This is a genomic window from Geminicoccus roseus DSM 18922 (assembly GCF_000427665.1).
In the GTDB taxonomy this organism is placed as follows: Bacteria; Pseudomonadota; Alphaproteobacteria; order Geminicoccales; family Geminicoccaceae; genus Geminicoccus; species Geminicoccus roseus.
Window position 1 is genome coordinate 5,023,356 of the sequence record NZ_KE386572.1, and the last position, 20,384, is coordinate 5,043,739.

General features: G+C 70.1%; 13 protein-coding genes. 6 read left to right on the forward strand and 7 right to left on the reverse strand.

Annotated elements, in window-relative coordinates; genetic code table 11:
* The 3 genes from GEMRO_RS0124650 to GEMRO_RS0124660 all read left to right on the forward strand — a co-directional run bounded on the left by GEMRO_RS0124650 (window position 1) and on the right by GEMRO_RS0124660 (window position 4,333).
* Window positions 1–1,590 (forward strand): helicase HerA-like domain-containing protein, encoded by a 1,590-nt coding sequence (locus tag GEMRO_RS0124650; RefSeq protein ID WP_027136151.1) that lies wholly within the window; start codon window positions 1–3, stop codon window positions 1,588–1,590.
* 228 nt (window positions 1,591–1,818) lie between these two features.
* Complete coding sequence (locus GEMRO_RS0124655) at window positions 1,819–3,096, forward strand: MFS transporter (RefSeq protein ID WP_157505733.1); 1,278 nt, start codon at window positions 1,819–1,821, stop codon at window positions 3,094–3,096.
* A gap of 4 nt (window positions 3,097–3,100) precedes the next feature.
* On the forward strand, window positions 3,101–4,333 hold the full coding sequence (locus tag GEMRO_RS0124660; RefSeq protein WP_027136153.1) for an MFS transporter: 1,233 nt from the start codon (window positions 3,101–3,103) through the stop codon (window positions 4,331–4,333).
* An 8-nt stretch (window positions 4,334–4,341) separates the two neighbouring features.
* Here the strand turns inward: GEMRO_RS0124660 and GEMRO_RS31670 are convergent, their stop codons facing one another.
* Window positions 4,342–10,869, reverse strand: a complete 6,528-nt coding sequence (locus GEMRO_RS31670) for an autotransporter outer membrane beta-barrel domain-containing protein (protein ID WP_035485951.1) — start codon at window positions 10,867–10,869, stop codon at window positions 4,342–4,344.
* A gap of 209 nt (window positions 10,870–11,078) precedes the next feature.
* Here GEMRO_RS31670 and GEMRO_RS34480 point away from each other — a divergent pair, with 209 nt between their 5' ends.
* Window positions 11,079–11,495 (forward strand): hypothetical protein, encoded by a 417-nt coding sequence (locus tag GEMRO_RS34480; RefSeq protein ID WP_157505734.1) that lies wholly within the window; start codon window positions 11,079–11,081, stop codon window positions 11,493–11,495.
* A gap of 159 nt (window positions 11,496–11,654) precedes the next feature.
* Here the strand turns inward: GEMRO_RS34480 and GEMRO_RS0124675 are convergent, their stop codons facing one another.
* Window positions 11,655–12,170 (reverse strand): adenine phosphoribosyltransferase, encoded by a 516-nt coding sequence (locus tag GEMRO_RS0124675; protein ID WP_027136154.1) that lies wholly within the window; start codon window positions 12,168–12,170, stop codon window positions 11,655–11,657.
* On the opposite strand from GEMRO_RS0124675, the gene GEMRO_RS0124680 reads away from it, so the two are divergent.
* On the forward strand, window positions 12,169–12,666 hold the full coding sequence (locus GEMRO_RS0124680) for a DUF192 domain-containing protein (RefSeq protein ID WP_205625079.1): 498 nt from the start codon (window positions 12,169–12,171) through the stop codon (window positions 12,664–12,666). The genes GEMRO_RS0124675 and GEMRO_RS0124680 overlap by 2 nt on opposite strands.
* A 109-nt stretch (window positions 12,667–12,775) precedes the next feature.
* On the forward strand, window positions 12,776–14,233 hold the full coding sequence (locus GEMRO_RS33040; RefSeq protein ID WP_240476856.1) for a DUF2231 domain-containing protein: 1,458 nt from the start codon (window positions 12,776–12,778) through the stop codon (window positions 14,231–14,233).
* A 96-nt stretch (window positions 14,234–14,329) separates the two neighbouring features.
* On the opposite strand, the gene GEMRO_RS0124690 is transcribed toward GEMRO_RS33040, so the two are convergent.
* The 5 genes from GEMRO_RS0124690 to gltX all read right to left on the reverse strand — a co-directional run bounded on the left by GEMRO_RS0124690 (window position 14,330) and on the right by gltX (window position 20,373).
* Window positions 14,330–14,566 carry a hypothetical protein gene (locus GEMRO_RS0124690; RefSeq protein WP_027136156.1) on the reverse strand — a complete coding sequence of 79 codons (237 nt, stop codon included), beginning with the start codon at window positions 14,564–14,566 and terminating at the stop codon, window positions 14,330–14,332.
* Window positions 14,567–14,975: 409 nt separating this feature from the next.
* The gene (mbfA, locus tag GEMRO_RS0124695; protein WP_027136157.1) at window positions 14,976–15,953 is read right to left on the reverse strand and encodes an iron exporter MbfA; all 978 of its coding nucleotides are present in this window, start codon (window positions 15,951–15,953) and stop codon (window positions 14,976–14,978) included.
* Window positions 15,954–16,141: 188 nt separating this feature from the next.
* On the reverse strand, window positions 16,142–17,344 hold the full coding sequence (locus GEMRO_RS0124700; RefSeq protein WP_027136158.1) for a pyridoxal phosphate-dependent aminotransferase: 1,203 nt from the start codon (window positions 17,342–17,344) through the stop codon (window positions 16,142–16,144).
* A 124-nt stretch (window positions 17,345–17,468) separates the two neighbouring features.
* On the reverse strand, window positions 17,469–18,773 hold the full coding sequence (locus tag GEMRO_RS0124705) for a citrate synthase (RefSeq protein ID WP_027136159.1): 1,305 nt from the start codon (window positions 18,771–18,773) through the stop codon (window positions 17,469–17,471).
* A 172-nt stretch (window positions 18,774–18,945) separates the two neighbouring features.
* Window positions 18,946–20,373: a glutamate--tRNA ligase gene (gene gltX, locus GEMRO_RS0124710; RefSeq protein WP_027136160.1), complete on the reverse strand. Its 1,428-nt coding sequence runs from the start codon at window positions 20,371–20,373 to the stop codon at window positions 18,946–18,948.
* Window positions 20,374–20,384: the final 11 nt, after the last annotated feature.

Genomic DNA, 20,384 nt, shown 5'->3' on the forward strand with positions numbered 1-20,384 from the left:
ATGGACGCGACCGACATCCTGATCGGCAAGGCCGGGGTTCTGGACCAGCATCTGCTGCTCCGCCAGGCCAACCGCCACGGCCTGGTCGCCGGCGCCACCGGCACCGGCAAGACCGTGACCCTGCAGACCCTGGCCGAAGGCTTCGCCCGCGCGGGCGTGCCGGTGTTCGCCGCCGACGTGAAGGGCGACCTGTCCGGCATCGCCAGGCCGGGCACGCTCGACTCCAAGCTGGCCGAGCGCGCCCGGGCGCTGGCGATCCCGGGCTGGGCGCCCATGGCGATGCCCACCATCTTCTGGGACGTGTTCGGCGAGCAGGGCCATCCGGTCCGCACCACCGTGGCCGAGATGGGACCCTTGCTGCTGGCCCGCCTGCTCGACCTGAACGACGTGCAGGAGGGCATCCTCAACATCGTGTTCCGGATCGCCGACGAGGAGAAGCTGCTGCTCCTCGACCTGGCCGACCTGCGCGCGATGCTGGCCGAAGTCGCCGAGCGCGCCGACGAGCTGCGCTCCACCTACGGCAATGTCAGCAAGGCCTCGGTGGGTGCCGTGCAGCGGGCGCTGCTGGTCCTGGAGCAGCAGGGTGCCGAGCGCTTCTTCGGCGAGCCGGCGCTGAAGCTCGCCGACCTGATGCGGGTCGCCCCGGACGGCCTGGGCTACGTGAACCTGCTGGCCGCCGACAAGCTGCTGATGAGCCCGCGGCTCTACACGACCTTCCTTCTCTGGCTGCTTTCCGAGCTGTTCGAGGAGCTGCCCGAGGCCGGCGACCTGGACCGGCCGAAGCTGGTGTTCTTCTTCGACGAGGCGCATCTTTTGTTCGACGGCGCGCCCAAGGTGCTGCTGGAGAAGATCGAGCAGGTCTGCCGGCTGATCCGCTCCAAGGGCGTGGGCGTTTATTTCGTCACCCAGAACCCGATCGACGTGCCCGAGGAGGTGCTGGGCCAGCTCGGCAACCGCGCCCAGCACGCCCTGCGCGCCTTCACGCCCCGCGACCAGAAGGCGGTGCGCACGGCGGCCGAGACCTTCCGCGCCAACCCGGAGTTCGACACCGCCACCGTGATCACCGAGCTCGGCATCGGCGAGGCGCTGGTGTCGACCCTGGACGGCAAGGGCATCCCGACCCTGGTGCAGCGCACCCTGGTGGCACCCCCGCGCAGCCGGGTCGGCCCGCTTTCCGCCGAGGAGCGCGCCCAGGCGCTGGCGACCAGCCCGGTGGCCGGCATCTACGACACCGCCATCGACCGGCAGTCGGCCGCTGAGATCCTGCTGGCCAAGGCCGAGGGCGCCGCACCGCCGCCGTCCGCCCAGCTGCCGCCCGGCATCGACCCGGCGCTGGCGGCCAGGCTGGACGCGGCCCTGGGCAAGCAGCCGGCCAAGCCCGCCGGCGGCAAGCCGTACCCTCCGCCCGAGCCGGAACAGCCGGCCAGGTCCCGCTCGTCCCGCCGCGCCGAGCCCCAGTCCGAAGCGGAAAAGATTGCGGTCTCGGTGGCGCGCAACATGGCCTCGTCGATCGCCCGCTCGGTCGGCAGCCGGGTCGGCTCGGCGCTGGTCCGGGGCGTACTGGGCTCCCTTCTCAAGGGCGGCCGCTGAACCGGCCGATTGTCTCGATTCAATTCGGGCTCGACTTCGCCTCTATTTGCGGCCTGCGGCATTTCGGCGACATTCCGGGCACCCTTGGCCATGGACATCTGCCCGGGCTCGGCTCAGGTTGCGATCCCCGCGCTTTCGAGGGCGCGCCCGCCATCGTGATGACCCGCGCTCGCCTCGATCCCGCACTCGCCCGCATCATCGGGCATGACGTTTCGGGTGGAATTTCCGATGGCTTCCGGCCCCATGGCCTCTGGCACCCTCGTCCCTGATCCCGCGACCCTTGCCGCCGCTCCGCCGGCGGAGCGCAGTTCCGGCGACATCGCCGTCGCGATCATGGTCGCCGCCAGCCTGTGTCACCTGCTCAACGACATGATGCAGTCGATGCTGGCGTCGATCTATCCGCTGATCAAGACCGACTTCCAGCTGGACTTCGTCCAGATCGGCATCATCACCCTGGCCTTCCAGCTGACCGCCTCGCTGCTGCAGCCGTTCGTGGGCCTGTGGACCGACCGGCACCCGATGCCCTACTCCCTGCCGATCGGCATGGGCTTCACCCTGGCCGGGCTGGTGCTCCTGTCGTTCGCCGGCGGCTTTCTCACCGTGCTGGCCGCGGCAGCACTGATCGGCGTGGGCTCCTCGGTGTTTCATCCGGAAGCCTCGCGGGTCTCGCGGCTGGCGTCCGGCGGCCGCCACGGCCTGGCCCAGTCGCTGTTCCAGGTCGGCGGCAATTTCGGCACCGCGATCGGGCCGCTGCTCGCCGCCTTCATCATCGTGCCCTATGGCCGCCAGAACGTGCTGTTCTTCACCCTGGCCGCCTTTCTGGCGATCGCGATCCTCACCTACATGGGCAGCTGGTACAACCGCCACCTGATCGCGCGCCGGGCCAAGGGCCCCACCCTGCCGATCCCCTCGCCGGTCGCCCGCAACGTGGTGATCGTCTCGATGGCGATCCTGATCTTGCTGACGTTCTCCAAGAACTTCTACATGGCGAGCTTTTCCAGCTACTACACCTTCTACCTGATCGACCGCTTCGACCTGTCGATCCAGAGCGCCCAGATCCACCTGTTCCTGTTCCTGGGCGCCGCCGCCGCCGGCACCATCCTGGGCGGGCCGATCGGCGACGCCATCGGCCGCAAGCTGGTGATCTGGATCTCGATCCTGGGCGTGGTGCCGTTCACCCTGGCCCTGCCTTACGCCAACCTGTTCTGGACCGACGTCCTGGCGATCCTGACCGGGCTGATCATGGCCTCGGCCTTCCCGGCGATCGTCGTCTATGCCCAGGAACTGCTGCCCGGCAAGGTCGGCATGGTCGCCGGCCTGTTCTTCGGCTTCGCCTTCGGCATGGGCGGCCTGGGTGCGGCACTGCTGGGCCTGCTCGCCGACCACACCAGCATCGCGTTTGTCTACAAGGTCTGCTCGTTCCTGCCGCTGATCGGCATCCTGACCGTGTTCCTGCCCAACCTGAAGACCGCCCGGATGAAGCTGCGCACCCTCGCCAAGACCTGATGGCGTGAGCGAACCTGCCGCGAAGCCCGGTGAACGCTGGTTCATCACCGGGCTCGGCATCGGCCAGATCTGCTCCTACGGCTCGCTCTATTACGGCTTCCCGCTGATCGGCGAGGCGATGGCGAGCGATCTCGGCCACGACAAGCCGGTGATCTACGGTGCCGCCGCGCTGGGCCTGATCGTGGCGGCGCTGGCCGCCTGGCCGGTGGGCGTGCTGATCGACCGGGGCCATGGCCGCGCGGTGATGGGCGGCGGCGCCATCCTGGGCGCCCTGCTGCTGTTCGCCTGGGCGAACGTCGAGGCGATTCTGCCCTACTACCTGATCCTGGGCGGGCTGGGCCTGGTCCAGGCCGCGGTGTTCTACGATCCGGTATTCGCGGTGGCCGCCCGCCGGTTCGGTCCGTCCGGCGCCAGGCGCGGGATCATGGCGCTCACCATGTGGGGCGGCTTTGCCGCCACCGCCTTCCTGCCGCTGATCCAGTACCTGCTGGACAGCCATGGCTGGCGGGCCACGCTGGTGGTGCTGGCCCTGATCAACCTCCTGGTCACCGCCAGCCTGAACATCCTGGTGATCGACCGTCGCAAGGACCGACTGGAGCATCTGGGCGGCGTCCGCCCGGTCGATCCCACCAGCCTGACCTCGCAGCAGATCCTGCGCCTGCCGGTGTTCTGGGCGCTGGCGGTGGCGTTCACCGCCCAGTCCGCGGCGATCTCCGCCTTCCTGTTCCACCTCTACCCGATCCTGCTGGAGCGGGGCTTTTCCGCCCAGGACGTGATCCTGGCGATGACCGTGATCGGGCCGAGCCAGGTGGGGGCGCGGATGCTGCTCTGGTTCCTGGCGCCGAAGATCTCCGTGCAGACGCTCGGCATGGTGACCGTGCTGGCCTTTCCCCTGTCCTTCCTGGCGCTGACCCTGACCCCGCCCAGCCTGGTCGCCATCGTGCTGATCACCGCGGTCTACGGCAGCGCCAACGGCCTGATGACCATCGTGCGCGGCATCTCGGTGCCGGAAATGGTGACCCGCGAGAACTATGGCGCGGTCAACGGCCTGATGTCGGTCCCGGCCACCATCGTCCGCGCCGGAGCACCCTTGGGTGCCGCCCTGCTCTGGACGCTCACCGGCAGCTACGACGCGGTGATGTGGGCGATCACCGGCGCCACCGTGGTGCTGGCGGCAGCCTTCTTCCTGGCGGTGCAGTGCGCGCGCCACGGCAGCCACCGCACCGTGGCTGCCTGAAAATCGACCTAGAACCGGTAGGCGATCCGCCCGCCGCCATACTGGCTGACATAGTCCTCCCCGGCCTGCAGCCGGTAGTCGAGCCGGAGTTCCAGGCCGGCGGCCGCCTGGAGCGCCAGGCCCAAATCCAGCTTGCCCAGCACGTCCGGCATCTCCTGCACGGTGTGGAAGCTGCCGCTCCCCGCCGGGGCCCCGCTGAGCGACGCGCTGGTCTTCCAGTCGCTGTCGCTCGGGATGCTGGCGCCCGCCGCCGCGAACGGCCGCACTGTCCAGCCGCCGACATCGACCCGCCCGCCGACCTCCAGCATCGGGGAGAGCACCAGGCTGGCATGGTCCTGCCCCTCCACCTCCAGGGCCAGGCCGCTCTCGCCGCGCTCGGTATAGCCGCCGGAATGGCTGTAGATCAGGTCCAGGTCGACGAACGGGCGGACATACCAGTCCTGGAACGGCTGCTGGTAGGCGACCCGCAGCCGCCCGGCCGCGGTCAGAACGTCCGGGCTGCCGGAAACCTGCCCGGACAGGGAGCCGATCTGGACGTTGCGCTGCCGGTCATAGGAGCCGTAGCCCAGATCCACCGCGCCGCCGAAGCTCCAGGCCCCCCGGACATGCTGGACCGACAGGCCGAGGTCCACGGCGTCGCCGTCGCCGCTGGCGCCGGGCCGGTCGCTGCGGGTCGAGACATGGGCGTAGCCAAGGCTGGCGCCCAGCCGCCAGTCGTCGCCGACCTCCGCCTGGATGCCGGCCCGATAGCTGGTCCGGTCGACTCGGAAGCCGGCAGAATCGGCGCTGGCGTCCAGGTCTTCCTCGGCCACCCCGACCCGCGCCCAGACGCAGGTCCCCCTGCCGAGCATCGCCACCCCGGCCGCGTCCTCGCCAGAACCCGGGCAATCCATGGTCGCATCCAGGGCGCTGCCTGCGGCGGAGGCCTGCTGGATCGCCTCGGTCGACAGGGAAGTCGGCGCCACCGCGTCCAGCGCGCCCCGCAGGTCGCCCGCCGATGCCAGGGAGCCGATCGCCCCGAACGTGGGCGCCAGGCCTCCTGCGTCGCCCCGGTCCCAGGCTGCCTGCAGGTAGCGCGCGATCTCCGCCTGGTTCTTGCTCAAGCGAATCCCGTCCGGGCTGAAATCCGCCGACGGTGTGACCGAGAGCGCCTGCCCAGTGGCGGCGACCTGCCAGTCCACCACCAGGGTCGACCAGCCGGACGCCGAGGCCACCAGCCGGTCGGCGGTCAGCACGGTAGCGGTCCCGGGCATCAGGTTGGCGGCGCGCGGCTCCACCACGCCGGCCACCACCGCCTGGCCCTCGACCTGGAGCAGGTCCGCCACGCCGGCCCTCTGGTCGACATCGACCAGGATTCGCCCGCCCGCGCCCTGCACCAGGTCGCCCTCCAGCCGGGTGGTGGCGATGCCCTGGTCGCCGATGTCGATCGTGCCGTCGTTGGCCAGCGTGGCGGCGACGATCCTGGGCCCCGCCGCCAGCCGGCCGCGATTGTCGATCCGGCCGGTCAGGCTTGGTGCCGCGAGCGGTTGCGCCGCTGCCGCCTTCAGCGCCGCCGCCTGGCCGCTTCCTGAAACCAGGCCGCTGCCCAGCAGGATGCTGCCGGTGACCGTGCCGTCGTTGACGAGGTTGGTAAGCCCGGAGCCGCTGGTGATCGCGGTGCCGGACGCTCCGTCCACCGTGCCGACCGAGCCGCCGGCCTGCACCGTGACGGTGTTGGCTGGCCTGGTGCTGTCGGTGTCCGAGGAGCCGCCGCCCGAGACCAGGATCCCGGCCGAGCCGGCGCCAGTGCCTCCGCTCACCGTGCCGCCGACCGTGATCGTGATCGGCCGCTGGTAGTTGTTCTTGCCCGACGCCTGGGCGACGATCCCGATCGAGCCGGCGCCGGTGGTCCGGATGGTCCCGCCGGTCTGGTTGACCGTCACCTCCATCGCCTCGCCGGCATATTGGGGCGGCGTCCCGATCTCGTAGATCTGGGCGGAGTTGCCGGCCACCACCGTGGCGGAGCGGGACTGGTTGACCCCGCCGGCGATGCCGCCGCCGCCACCCACCGCCTGGGCGAAGATGCCGTGGGCGTTCCTGCCCGTGGTGGCGATGTCGCCGGCCACGCTGACCGTGACCTGGCCCGAGTCCGGATAATGATTGGAGCCGTTCGGCTTGTCCGGCAGGGTGTTGGAGATCGGGAAGTCCAGCGCCAGGGACGGATCGGCGACGAAGCCGCCGCCGCCGCCGATCGACTGGGCCAGGATGCCCCAGGCGCCGTCGCCATGGGTGGCGATGCTGGCGGCACTGCCGAGGGTGACGCTGACATCGCCGCCCTTGGCGTAGTTCTGCCCGGCCTGGAACTGCAGCTGGCTGGCGCCGATATTGACCGCGCTGGCGGTGGCGAGCCCGCCGCCGCCGCCGATCGACTGCGCGGCGATGCCGAAGGAGCGGGCGCCGTAGGTCGCGATGGCGCCGCTGTCGTGGCTGATGGGGACGGCCCCGCCATCGCCGCTCGCACCACTGGTGCCGCCGACCTTCAGGGTGAAGTCGGAGGAATCGTTGAACGCCGAGGCGGCGCCCGACACCCCGACATTGCCGAAGCAGGCGGTGGCCTCCAAGCCGGTCTGCCCGGCGCCTTTGATTGAGTTGCTGCAGCCAAGCCCGGCCGTGCCGCCGCCGCCGCCGATGCTCTGCGCCAGGATGCCATAGGCGTCGTCGCCGACCGTGGTGGTCGCGGCGGACTGGTGCACGGCGACGCTGCCGCCGCTCCCGCCGGCGCCGCCACCGCCCGCCACGCCCGCACCCAGGCCCAGCGTGGTGGTGTTGTTGACGCTGCCCTCGGCCCCGACCCCGCCGCCACCGCCCACCGAATGCGCCAGGATGCCGTGCGCCCCGTAGCCCAGCGTGGTGATCGCGTCCTGCGTGGTGACGGTGACCGCACCGCCGCTGCCGGTGCCGGCGCCCTTGCCGCCGACCGACACCGTGCCGGCATAGGTCTTGCCGACCTCCGCACCCTCCCCGTCCACCGACCCGCCACCCAGCACCGAGTTGGCCGCCGAGGTAGCGGCACCGCCGCTGCCGCCGCCGCCGCCGATCGACTGCGCCAGGATCCCGTAGGCCAGCGCGCCTTTGGTCGAGACGGTGCCGCTGCTGGTCACCTGCACCTGGCCGCCATCGGCGCCGCTGGCCCCGCTGCCGCCGATCGCGACCACCGCGCTGTAGCTGTTGGCGGGCGGATTGAGCGTGTCCTCGACCTGGCCGGCCTTGCTGATCGAGGCGGCCGCGTCCGCGGAGCCGCCGACCCCCCCGCCGCCGCCGACCGACTGCGCCAGGATGCCCACCGAATCGCCGCCACTGGTGGCGATGTCGCCCTGGCTGGCGACCGTCACCGCGCCGCCGAGATTGCCCGATCCGCCGTCGCCGCCGATCGCGAGGTTGAGGTTGACCTTGTCGCCGCTGCCGCCGGCCGAGCCACCGCCTGCCTGGCCGCCGCCGCCCCCGATCGACTGGGCGACGATACCGGGCGCGCCGGAGCCCTGGGTGGCGATGGCGTTGTTCTCGTCCAGGGTCACCGTCACGGCCCCACCCTGTCCGCCCGCCCCGCCGCTCGCGCCCAGCGAGAACGCGAAGTTGAGGGCATCGCCGGTCTTGCCGCCCAGGTTGGGGCTGTCGGTGTTGGCATTGCCGGCGGTGCTGTTGCCGCCGCCGCCGCCGATCGACTGCGCCAGGATGCCAGCCGCGTCGTTGCCCGACGTCTGCGTCTGGCTCCGGCAGCCGCCACAGCTGTCCGACGAACCGTTGGTGACGCTGACATTGCCGCCGCTGCCGCCGCTGCCGCCGGTGGCGCCCAGGGCGACGCTGACCTTGAGCGTCGGCGACTCGCCCTCGATGGCCGCCGCCATGGCAGTGGAATCGCCGCCATTGCCGCCGCCGCCGCCGACCGACTGGGCGAGCAGCGCATGGGCGCCGTCGCCGCCGGTGATCGTCTGGCCGCTGTTGGCGACCGTGACGCTGCCGCCGCTGCCCCCCGACCCGCCGCTGCCGCCGACGCTCATGTCGACCTCGACCGCCGGCACCTCCGGGTCGTCGGTGCCGAGCACCAGGGACTTCGCCGTGGCCGCCCCGCCATTGCCGCCGCCGCCGCCCACCGACTGCGCCAGCAGGCCGAGCGCGTCGTCGCCGGTGGTGCTGATGTGATAGTCGTTGGTGAGATCGACGCTCCCGCCGCCGCCGCCGGAGCCGGCGGTGCCGCCCACCGCTAGCGCGATGCTGAAGCCGAGATTGGCGGTATAGGTGTTGGCCGAGCCGCCATTGCCGCCGCCGCCGCCGATGCTCTGCGCAATCAGGCCGGTGGATTGGTCGCCCGTGGTCGCCACCGTGGTGGAGCGGTTGGTGACCATGACCTGGCCGCCCTGGCCGCCGCTGCCGCCGGTCCCGCCGATCGCCAGCGAGGCCACCGTCCCGAAACCCTTGGCATAGCCGCCATTGCCGCCGCCGCCGCCGACGCTCTGGGCGATCACGCCCGCGGCGAAGTCGCCGGCCGTGGTCAGGTTCGCCACCGAACCCGAGCCCAGGACCACGCCGACCTGGCTGCCGCTGCCGCCACCACCGGCCGACCCGGCCGCCGCGGCCAGGCCGGAGGCGCTGCCGCCATTGCCGCCGCCGCCGCCCACCGACTGCGCCAGCACCCCGATGGCGCCATCGCCGCCGGTGTTGAGCCCGCCACCAGCGACGCTCACCGAGACCTGCCCGCCATTGCCGCCGCCGCCGCCATCGCTGCCGACCGCCAGGATGCCCTTGGTGCCGGACGCGGTGCCGCCGCCGCCGCCGATGCTGGACGCCAGGACCCCGAGCGCGGCCGCCCCCTTGGTGGAGACCGCACCGGTGACGTTCACGGTCACCGCGTTGCCGCTGATGCCGTTGTTGACCGAATCGTCGCCGCCCAGGAGGTTGAGCACGCCGTTCTTGGTGTCCAGCACCCCGCCCGGCCCGCCCAGGCTGAGGCCCAGGATCCCGATCGCGCCATTTCCGGAGGTGGCGACGCTGCCGCCGCCCTGGACGGTGACGGTGCCGGGGCTGCCCGAGCCGGTGCCGACCGGGTCGACCGCACCGCCGGCCACCATGCCCACCACCCGGCCGCCGGTGGAGCTGACCGCCGCGATCCCGATCGCGACGTCGCCGGACGTGCTGATCTGGCCGTCATGCTGGACGGTGACGTTGCCGGCATTGCCGGCCGGCGCCCGGGTGGTCGGCACGCTGTTGGGCGCCCCGCCATTCTCCAGGCTGTTCGGCGGCGCCAGGCTGGTGTTGGCATTGCCGCCGGTGCTGGCGGCGATCACGCCGACTGCCAGCTCGCCGGAGGTCGAGACGCTGGCGCCGGACCCGATGGTCACGCCGACGGCGCCGCCGTTGCCGTTGCGGTGGTTGCCGCTGTCGGCGTTGTCGGCATACCAGGACAGGCCGCCGACGCTGGCCGCGAAGACCCCCTGCGCCTGGTCACCCTGCATCCCGATCGAGCTGCCGCCGTGCAGGGTGACCCCGACCGCGCCGGCATTGCCGCCATGCAGCGAGTACTGGCTGTCGGTGGCACCCGAGGCCCCGCCCACCGACAGCGCGTAGATGCCGACATCGCCCTGGGCGCTGCCGGTGATCGTCCCGGCATGGTTGACGGTGACGGTGTTGCCGTTGCCGCCGCTGTCGAAATTATGGGTGGCGTTGTGCGAGTAGCCCGGCCCCTGCCCGCCGGCGCTGAGCGCGTAGATCCCGGCTGTCCAGGTCCCCGTCAGGTCGATGGTCGAGCCGGCGGAGGTGGCGACGCTGACCGTGCCGGCATCGCCGCCAGGACCGTTGGAGCTGGTGCTGCTGGAATCGGCGGTGCCCGCCCCGCCGATCGAGCGGGCGTCGATGCCGGTGTTCATCGGCAGCGCCAGCCCGCCCAGGCCCAGCCCGAAGCTGCTCTTGCCGCTGGCGATCGAGATGGCGCCGTTGTGGGTGACCTGCACCGTGCCACCGTTGCGGCCCATGTAGTGGTTGTTGGGCGCCGAGCTGGAATCGTCGTTCTCGCCGTCGGCAACGCCCCCGGCGCCCGTGGCGATGGCGAGCAGCGCCGATCCCGCCGAGCCGTGCGAACTGATGGAGCCGTCGTTCACCACGGTGATCGGCGGTGCCGGGAGGTAGAGGTAGGACTTGGTGGTCTCCGACATCGGCGCGGTGAAGGTCTGCAGGCTGACGGCGGCCAGGCCGGAGGCGCTGTTGTCGATGCTTCCCTGGTTCTGGTAGGTCAGCTGGTTGAAGCCCGGCCCGGAGACAGCCTCGCTGAACGGCGAGCTCTGGCTGCCGGTGGTGGTGCAGGCGGCCGCGAAGCCCTCATAGCCGACGGTGATCTGGGTGGTGCTGCACGAGGTGTCGGCCCGCACGAGGCCGGCGCTGCCGAGCAGGGCCGCCCCGCCCAGCGCGGTAAGCGCCGTGCAGGACCGCAGCCAGTCTCGGGCCGAGCCTGTGCCTGCGCGATGCCGCTTGTTCCGCCCGGCCCGGCCGTCCAGCCTGCCTGCCATGCAGGGCTCCCCCACGATCGTCCCTGGAGACTTCGCCGGAGAGCGGGCGAACCTGAGCGTCGAGGCCCGGCTCCGCCGTCAGGGCGGCGGCCCGAAGATCCTCGATCCTGTTCTCGCGTTTTCCGTGCCGGTCGATCGTAATCGACCCGCGCGAGCAATGAGAAGTGACTATTTTCACCCCGCTTCAAATAAGCGGAGACGCCTGCAGCATGAATTATAGGCAGGCGCCGGAAGATGAAGAGTTCCAGGAAGTCCGAAATTGCGATTCGCCCCTGCTTGAAGGAGCGGGCCCGTTGTCGCTGTTTGGTCACAAGGGCGACAACTGCCCGCTCTCTTTCCCGGCAGCAGCAACGACGCCGGGCGATCAAGATGGACGGTCAGGGAATCAGGAATTCTCCCGCCCGCGCACCAGACTGAGGACGGTATGGAACAGAACCAGCAACGTGACCATGATGGCGGTGACTATCGCAGGACGCATCGGTTTTCTCCCATGCTTTCGTCTATTTTATGACGCCGACTTTCCAGGCGGGACGATGAGAAATGAAAACGAGGAGGTTTATAACAGACTTCCGCCCGTTGATGCGACAATATTGATCAGATCGGGACAGCGATCAACCCGAAAATGAAGAATTTGTCATGAATCAAGTGGGATCCTGGCCGGATCCACCGATCGCCGGCCAGGCCGAGCCCACTTGTCCTGGATCCGGACAAGGCCATGGCAGCGCCTCGCCCGTCCACTGGATCGGGGCGCGGATCACATCACCGGGGTATGGTCTTCCGCCGGTTCAGGCCGGAAAGGTCAGCACCGTCTCGCTGGGGACGCTCAGCCGGTTGCGGCCGCCCAGGCCTTCCAGCTCGATCAGGAACACCGCCCCCACCGGCTCGGCGCCGACCTTGCGCAGGAGCTGGATCGAAGCCTCGGCGGTGCCGCCGGTGGCCATCAGGTCGTCGATCAGCACCGCCCGCGCGCCCTTGGGGATCAGGTCCTCGACGATCTGGACGGTGTCGCTGCCATATTCCAGGTCATAGTCGTGGCTCACCACCATGCCCGGCAGCTTGCCCACTTTACGGACCATGACGAACCCGCGATCCATGTGCAGGGCCAGGGGCGCCGCGAAGATGAACCCCCGGCTCTCGATGCCGACCAGCACATCCGGTCGGTATTTTTCCGTAAGCTCGCCCATCTGCGCGATCGCCGCCCGATAGGCATTGTGGTTCGCGAGCAGGGTCGAGATGTCATAGAAAAGGATGCCGGGCTTGGGAAAATCGGGAACGGTGCGGATGTGGGCGGAGATGTCCATGGATCGGCGACTCTTGGCTCGTTCGGCGCGCATGGTTGCCAGACTGGCCGGCCGGGGTAAAGCCGCGCTGGCCGTCCTGGCCTGGCTCCTGGTCCTGGCGCCGGCGGCCCTGGCGCTGCCGACTGGCGAGGCGACCGTCCATACCCGCCAGGGGCCGCTCACCTTCTTCGTCGAGATCGCCCGCAGCCCCGCCGAGCGCAGCCAGGGCCTGATGTACCGCGAGGAGCTGGCGAAGGACCACGGCATGCTGTTCGACTTCGTGGAGGAACGGCCGGTGTCGTTCTGGATGAAGAACACCCCGCTGCCCCTGGACCTGCTGTTCATCCGCAAGGACGGCGAGATCGTGCGGATCACCCCGAACGCCACGCCGTATTCCACCGACCTGCTGCCGTCCGGCCAGCCGATCCGCTATGTCCTGGAGATCCTGGGCGGCTCCGCCGCGCAGCGCGGCATCCGGGTGGGCGACCGTCTGGAACCGCCGCCGCCGACCGACTAGGGCCGCTGCCTCCCGCCCGCACATGGGGAACCGCCTTCGCCAGCGCGGATTGATCGGTCGTCATGCCATGGCGGCAGGGATCGGCGGCAAGGTCGGGAAGGGGCGGTTGATGGAGGAGCATCGGTTCGCGGCGGGAGCGGACAGGCTGGTGGCGCGGGTCGAGCGCGCGGCCGTGCTCGACCATGTCGGCTACCGGATCGGCAACGCCATCGCCCTGCCCCAGCGCCTGGCCGGCCGCTTCGCCCAGCCCCTGCGCAACGCCCTGCATGGCAGCTGGCTGGGCCACCCCCTCCATCCCCTCCTGGCCACCTTGCCGCTCGGCGCCTGGACGGTCTCGGTGGCGCTGGACATGACCGCAGCACTCCGCCGCCGCGGCGCCTGGCGGTTCGACCAGGCCGCCGACCTGAACCTTTGGGCCGGCTGCCTGTCGGCGATCGGGGCGGCTTTGGCCGGGATGATCGACTGGCAGAGCACCCATGGCCGCGAGCGCCGGGTCGGCCTCGTGCATGCCGCGACCAACACCGCCGCGCTCGGCCTGTTCGCCGGCTCGATCCGGCTGCGCCGCAAGGAGCGCCGGCAAGAGGCGCGGATGCTGAGCGCGCTCGCCTGGCTGGTCACCCTGGGCGGCGCCTATCTCGGCGGGCACCTCGTCTATCGCGGCAAGGCCGGCGTCGACCATGCCGACCGCGGCTCGGAGCCGCGCCACTTCCTGCCGATCTTCCCGCTGGCGGACTTGGTCGAGGACCGGCCGCAGCGGGTCGAGGTCTGGGACGAGCATGCCAGGGCGGCGGTGGGCGTCGCCCTGGTGCTGCATCAGGGCGAGGTCCATGCCCTGGGTGCCCGCTGCGCCCATATGGGCGGCCCGCTCGCCGAAGGCTGGATCGAGCAGGGCGGGCTGGTCTGCCCCTGGCACGGCTCACGCTTCTGCCTGCGCTCCGGCCGCCCGCTGGACGGGCCGGCGACGGCGCCGCAGCCCCGCTACGCCACCCGGGTCCGCAACGGCCTGGTGGAAATCCAGAGGCTGCCCCAGCCGGGCGACGACAGCGTGCAACAGCCGCCGGAAGGACCGAAGGGTACAAGGCGCGGCGAGAAGGCCGACCAGTTCCTGTTCCAGCACCACGAGCTGCTGCGGCACATCTTCCAGGAGATCAAGGCCACGCCCAGGCAGGATCCCGAGCGGCGGATCCTGATGCGGGTCCTGGCCGGCGAGCTCGACATGCACGAGCAGATCGAGGACGAGATCTTCTATCCCGCGGTGCAGCCGGTGAGCGAGGAAGTGGCGATCGCCCATGCCGAGCACCACCAGCTGGCCGACATGCTGGCGGTGCTGGTCGGGCTGGACACCGCGTCCGCGGAGTTCGACGCGAAGCTGGACGCCCTGCACCAGGCGGTCGACCACCATGCCGGCGCCGAGGAGAGGTCGATGTTCGTCGAGGCGCAGCAGCTGGGCGAGGCGAGGCTGCGCGAGCTGGGCGCGGAGCTGGAGGACCGCCTCCTGCAACTGCGCTCGTCGCGCCTGCAGCAGGCGCGACGGGCCATCAAGGTCCGCACGCTGGAGCTGGCCTGATTGGCCGCGGGACCGCCGCGCTCGAGGGAACTGGCCCGGGCCGGCCTGCTCCCGTGGCCGCCGCGGCGGGCGGCATGGTTGGAGAAAGGAGCCCGGTCAGGCGACGGCGGGCTGCAGGCCCGGCGCGGTCATCTCGGAGCTGCGCAGGTCGAGCTTGGTGCGGAGCATGGTGGCGAAGCTGTTCTGCAGGCGGCCGGTCCGCTGGAACTCCTCCATCTCGTGGCGGGCATCCAGCAGCGAGCCGTAGTAGCGCTGCATCAGCGCCTCGCCGGACATCGCCAGGCGCTCGGAGGCTAGCGCGAGCAGGTCGGCATCGGTCATGAACGGGTTCATCGCAAGCTCCAGTGCCTGGTTCGAAGGGTGGCCGGCTCGAAACGTCGACCTCGACTTGGCGGCCGCGGTGTTGGATTTCTTACACCAGCCAACCCGGACGTCGAGGGACGAGTAAGCGTCCGGTTCCCTTGGTTACGCAAATTTTTACGGAAAAGTGGCAGGTCGGCGGCAGAGCCCCCTGCCGACCGGTTCTCCGGCGTCCCGCCGCGCCTTGGCAGGCCCAGCCACCCGCCCCGGGTTGGGCCTGATCCCGGCCAAGATCAACCGCGCGGCCACTGGTCGACAGGATCAGATGTGCGGCCTGCGGAACAGCACCGCTATCCCTGTCCGCGCAAGGCCGCCATGTCGGCATGGAGGCAAGATCCCGGTCCTGTGATTTGCCTTTTTGGGAGGAAGTACCTGGGCCAAATCAGGCGGTGCCGATCAGCACGCCGGCGGCGAACACCAGCGAGCCGCCCAGCACCACCTGCAGCGCCGCCCGCCAGAACGGCGTGCGCATGTAGCGGTTCTGCACCCAGGCGATCGCCCACAGCTCCACGAACACGACCACCATCGCGATGGTGGTGGCGGTCCAGAAGTCCGGGATCAGGTAGGGCAGCGCGTGGCCCAGGCCGCCGATCGCGGTCATCACCCCGGCGGCCAGGCCGCGCTTGAGCGGCGAGCCGCGCCCGGAGATCGAGCCGTCGTCCGAGGCGGCCTCGGTGAACCCCATCGAGATCCCCGCCCCCACCGAGGCTGCCAGGCCGACGATGAAGGTCTGCCAGGTGTCGCCGGTGGCGAACGCCGCGGCGAAGATTGGCGCCAGGGTCGAGACCGAGCCGTCCATCAGTCCGGCCAGGCCCGGCTGCACCCAGGTCAGCACGAACTGGCGGTGCGCGGCCTCGTCCTCGGCGGAGCGGGCCTCCCCCGGCAGATGCTCGGCCGTGAGGCCCTGCCAGGTCGCCTGATGGCCGGCTTCCACCGCGGCCAGCCGTCCGAGCAGCTGCCGGGTCCCGGCATCGGCGGTGTGCCGGGCGGCCTTGACGTAGAACGCGCCCGCCTCCGCCTCCATCCGCATCGCCTCCTCCCGGATCCGGCCCAGCCCCAGGTTCTGCACCAGCCAGACCGGGCGGCGCTGGTAGAACCCGGCCACGTGCTCGCGCCGGATCAGCGGGATCACCTCGCCGAACCGGCGGCGATGCTCCTCGATCAGCCAGGCGCGGTGGTCGTCTTCCTCCGCCGCCATGGCGTCGAAGGTCCGGGCGGTCTGCGGAAAGCCCTCCCGCAACCCTTGGGCGTACCAGCGATAGATCCGGGCATCGTCCTCCTCCGAGGCGATCGCCAGCGCCAGCACTTCCTGTTCGGACAGGTCGCCGAACCGCCGCCGGGATGCCAGGCCCGGGATCATCGAAGCCCCCCAGCCAGACGGGCGGCAGCGAAGGAAACGCCAGAAAGGTCCATGGCTTGCCCCTTTGTCTGGAATGATTCCAGATATAGGCGCAGCTTGAGCACAAGGGAGCGGCCGTTCTGCCGCAGGCGTGGCGTTTCAGGTAGAAGGGATGGCCCGGCTGCTGCCGGCCGGGCCCCTCAGATGGCTCAGGCCAGCTCGGCGCAGGCTTTCTGGATGCGCGCGCAGGCGTCTTCCAGGATGTGGGTGGCGGTCGCGTAGGAGATCCGGAAGAACGGATCCAGGCCGAACGCGCTGCCCGGCACCACCGCCACGCCGACCCCCGCCAGCAGGTAGCGGGCGAAGTCGTCGCTGGACGTGATCAGCTGGCCGTCCGGGGTCTTCTTGCCGAGCAAGCCCTGGCAGGACGGATAGACGTAGAAGGCGCCTTCCGGCTTGTGGCAGTTCAGGCCGCTCGCCTCGTTCAGCTTCGCCACCACCATGTCGCGGCGCTGCTTGTAGACCTGGTTGCGCTCCGGAAGGAAGGACAGGTCGCCCTCCAGCGCGGCCACCGCCGCCGCCTGGCTGATCGAGCTCGGGTTGGAGGTGCTCTGCGACTGGATCGTGCCCATCGCCTTGATCAGCTCCTTGGGCCCGCCCGCATAGCCGATCCGCCATCCGGTCATGGCGAACGCCTTGGACACGCCGTTGCAGGTCAGCGTGCGCTCCATCAGCGCCGGCTCGACCTGGGCCGGGGTCGCGAACTGGAAGCCGTCATAGACCAGGTGCTCGTACATGTCGTCGGTCATGACGTAGACCTGCGGGTGCTTCACCAGCACGTCGGTCAGCGCCTTGAGCTCGGATGCGGTGTAGGCGCTGCCGGTGGGATTGCTCGGCGAGTTCAGGACCAGCCACTTGGTGCGCGGCGTGATCGCAGCCTCCAGCTCGGCGGGCTGCAGCTTGAAGCCGTGCTCTTCCAGGCAGGGCACGAACACCGGGGTGCCGCCGGCCAACAGCACCATGTCTGGGTAGCTCACCCAGTAGGGCGCCGGCACGATCACCTCGTCGCCCATGTCGAGCGTCGCCATGAAGGCATTGTAGAGGACCTGCTTGCCGCCGGTGCCGACCGTGATCTGGTCGGCCGTGTAGGTCAGCCCGTTCTCGCGGGCGAACTTGGCGACGATCGCCTTCTTCAGGCGCGGGGTCCCGTCGACCGCGGTGTACTTGGTCTGGCCCTGGTTGATCGCGTCGATCGCCGCGGCCTTGATGTGGTCCGGCGTGTCGAAGTCCGGCTCGCCGGCCGCCAGGCCGATGACATCCCGGCCCTTGGCCTGGAGTTCGCGGGCGAGGTTGGTGATCGCGATGGTCGGCGAGGGCTTGATCCGGCCGAGCGCCGCGGAGATGAGAGCCATGGGAAGGTACCCGAGCGTGGTCGAGACGGTTTGCCACATGCCTCTAGCAGGCAATCACCGCCCTTCCCACCCCCGGGTTCAGGGAAATTAGCGCCCGAACCGGTGTTCCGGCGCTGTTGTCACCTCACCCCCGCTGGTCGAGCGGCACGAACTCGCGCCGGTCGTGGCCGGCATAGAGCTGGCGCGGCCGGCCGATCTTCTGCTCGGGGTCCTCGATCATCTCGTCCCACTGCGCGACCCAGCCGACCGTGCGGGCCAGCGCGAAGATCGCGGTGAACATTTTGGACGGGATGCCCAGGGCTTCGAGGATGATGCCCGAATAGAAGTCGACGTTGGGGAACAGCTTGCGCTTGACGAAGTAGTCGTCGGAGAGCGCGATCTTCTCCAGCTCGCGGGCGATGGCGAGCAGCGGGTTGTTGGCCTTGCCCAGCTGCGCCAGCACCTGGTCGGCGCTTTCCTTCAGGACCTGGGCGCGCGGGTCGTAGTTCTTGTAGACCCGGTGGCCGAAGCCCATCAGGCGGAAGCCGCTGTCCTTGTCCTTGGCCTTCTCCAGGAACTCGGGAATGCGCGACGGATCGCCGATCTCGCGCAGCATGGTCAGCACCGCCTCGTTGGCGCCGCCATGGGCGGGTCCCCACAAAGCGGCGATGCCGGCCGCGATCGCCGCATACGGGCTGGCCCCGGTCGAGCCCACCAGGCGGACGGTGGAGGTCGAGGCGTTCTGCTCGTGGTCGGCGTGCAGGATGAAGATCCGGTCCAGCGCCTTGGCATGCACCGGGTCGACCTCGTAGCGCTCGCACGGCACCGAGAACATCATGTGCAGGAAGTTCTCGGCATAGGACAGGTCGTTGCGCGGATAAACGAACGGCTGGCCCACCGTGTACTTGTACGCCATCGCGGCGATCGTCGGCAGCTTCGCGATCAGGCGATGCGTCGCGATCATCCGGTGGTGCTTGTCCTCGACGTTCAGGTCTTCGTAGTAGAAGGCCGAGAGCGCCCCCACCACGCCGATCATCACCGCCATCGGATGGCTGTCGCGGCGGAAGCCGCGGAACAGGAAGTGGATCTGTTCGTGCAGCATCGTGTGGTAGGTGATGTCGCGCACGAACTGCGCCTTCTCCGCCGAGGTCGGCAATTCGCCGTTCAGCAGCAGGTGGCACACCTCCAGATAGTCGCTCTTGGTCGCCAGCTCCTCGATCGAGTAGCCGCGGTGCAGGAGGACGCCCTCGTCGCCGTCGATATAGGTGATGTGCGAGGTGGTGCTCGCGGTCGAGGTGTAGCCGGGGTCGTAGGTGAACATCCCGGTCGAGGCATACAGCTTGCGGATGTCGATGACGTTCGGTCCGAGCACGCCGCTGAGCACGGGCAGCTCAGCCGTCTTGCCGTCTGGCGTGGTCAAGGTCGCCGACTTGCCGGTTGAAGCTGTCATCGAGCCCTCCTCATGGTCGCAATCATTTCGTGTCGTCCGCCCGCCGCGGCCAGGACGGCCGCGGGCACTGCATGGCCTGGCGCTGGCGGCGCCAGGCCCTCCGATGGCTCATCGTCTTCCCCGGATCGGTCGAAGTCCTCCTGCAACGATCCGGAGCGCCACCGGTTTCCATTCACTTCCTGGCACTCTTCTCCGGATTGCGGGAGGCCGCCGCGTCGTCCAGCCGGGCCAGGACCTCGTCCTTGCCCAGCACCGCCATGACCTCGAATAGACCCGGCGACACCGTAGAACCAGTGAGCGCCACGCGCAGCGGCTGTGCAATCTTGCCAAAGCCGATCCCGGCCTCGCCGGCATGGGCGCGGCAGGCCGCTTCCAGCGTGGCCTCGTCCCATTCCTCGACCGACGCCAGGGCGGCCGCCACCCCCGCCAGCCGCTCGCGCGCGGCCGGGTCCAGGAGCTTGGCGGCGTCGGTGGCGATCCGGATCGGCCGCGCCTCCACATAGAACGCCGCCGCCTCGGCCAGCTCCACCAGGGTCCGGCAGCGCGCCTTCAGCCCGGCCATCCCGGCGGTCAGCCGCTGCACGCCGACCTGGTCCAGCGCGATGCCGGCCTCCTCCAGATAGGCCTCGATCTTGGTGATCAGGTCCTCGTCGGCGCACTCGCGCAGCCAGTGGGCGTTCAGCGAGGTCAGCTTCTGCATGTCGAAGCGCGACGGCGAGCGGCCGACATGGCCCATGTCGAACCACTCCACCGCCTGGGCGGTGGAGATCACGTCGTCGTCGCCATGCGACCAGCCCAGCCGCATCAGGTAGTTGCGCATCGCTTCGGGCAGCATGCCCATCTCGCGATAGGCCTCGACGCCCAGCGCGCCATGCCGCTTGCTGAGCTTGGCGCCGTCCGGCCCGTGGATCAGCGGGATATGGCCGAACACCGGCGGCTCCACGCCCATGGCGCGGTAGAGCTGCACCTGGCGGAAGGTGTTGGTGAGGTGGTCGTCGCCGCGAATCACGTGGGTGATGCCCATGTCGGCATCGTCCACCACCACCGACAGCATGTAGGTGGGCGTGCCGTCGCCGCGCAGCAGCACCATGTCGTCCAGCTGGGCGTTGGGCACCGTCACCTCGCCCTGCACCATGTCCTGCACGGTGGTCTCGCCGGTCTGCGCCGCCTTCAGCCGGACCACCGGCTTCACCCCTTCCGGGGCCAGGGCCGGGTCCTTGTCGCGCCAGGTGCCGTCATAGCGCGGCTGGCGGCCCTCGGCGCGCGCCTTGGCGCGCATCGCCTCCAGCTCCTCCGGGGTCGACCAGCAATGGTAGGCCTTGCCCTCGGCCAGCAGCCGGTGGGCGACCTCCGCATGGCGCGCGGCCCGGGCGAACTGGAAGACCGGCTCGTCGTCCCAGTCCAGGCCCAGCCAGCGCAGCCCGTCGAAGATCTTCTCGATGGCGTCCTCGGTCGAGCGCGCGCGGTCGGTGTCCTCGATGCGCAGGAGGAACTTGCCGCCCTTGGACCGGGCGAACAGCCAGTTGAACAGGGCCGTACGCGCGCCGCCGATATGGAGATAGCCGGTGGGCGACGGCGCAAAACGGACGATTACACTCATTAGTTGATATC

Coding starts and splice junctions, on each gene's coding strand:
- GEMRO_RS0124650 (WP_027136151.1), top strand. CDS start 1: ATGGACGCGACCGACATCCTGATCGGCAAGGCCGGGGTTCTGGACCAG.
- GEMRO_RS0124655 (WP_157505733.1), top strand. CDS start 1,819: ATGGCTTCCGGCCCCATGGCCTCTGGCACCCTCGTCCCTGATCCCGCG.
- GEMRO_RS31670 (WP_035485951.1), bottom strand. CDS start 10,869: ATGGCAGGCAGGCTGGACGGCCGGGCCGGGCGGAACAAGCGGCATCGC.
- GEMRO_RS34480 (WP_157505734.1), top strand. CDS start 11,079: ATGAATTATAGGCAGGCGCCGGAAGATGAAGAGTTCCAGGAAGTCCGA.
- GEMRO_RS0124680 (WP_205625079.1), top strand. CDS start 12,169: ATGGATCGGCGACTCTTGGCTCGTTCGGCGCGCATGGTTGCCAGACTG.
- GEMRO_RS0124675 (WP_027136154.1), bottom strand. CDS start 12,170: ATGGACATCTCCGCCCACATCCGCACCGTTCCCGATTTTCCCAAGCCC.
- GEMRO_RS33040 (WP_240476856.1), top strand. CDS start 12,776: ATGGAGGAGCATCGGTTCGCGGCGGGAGCGGACAGGCTGGTGGCGCGG.
- GEMRO_RS0124690 (WP_027136156.1), bottom strand. CDS start 14,566: ATGAACCCGTTCATGACCGATGCCGACCTGCTCGCGCTAGCCTCCGAG.
- mbfA (WP_027136157.1), bottom strand. CDS start 15,953: ATGATCCCGGGCCTGGCATCCCGGCGGCGGTTCGGCGACCTGTCCGAA.
- GEMRO_RS0124700 (WP_027136158.1), bottom strand. CDS start 17,344: ATGGCTCTCATCTCCGCGGCGCTCGGCCGGATCAAGCCCTCGCCGACC.
- GEMRO_RS0124705 (WP_027136159.1), bottom strand. CDS start 18,773: ATGACAGCTTCAACCGGCAAGTCGGCGACCTTGACCACGCCAGACGGC.
- gltX (WP_027136160.1), bottom strand. CDS start 20,373: ATGAGTGTAATCGTCCGTTTTGCGCCGTCGCCCACCGGCTATCTCCAT.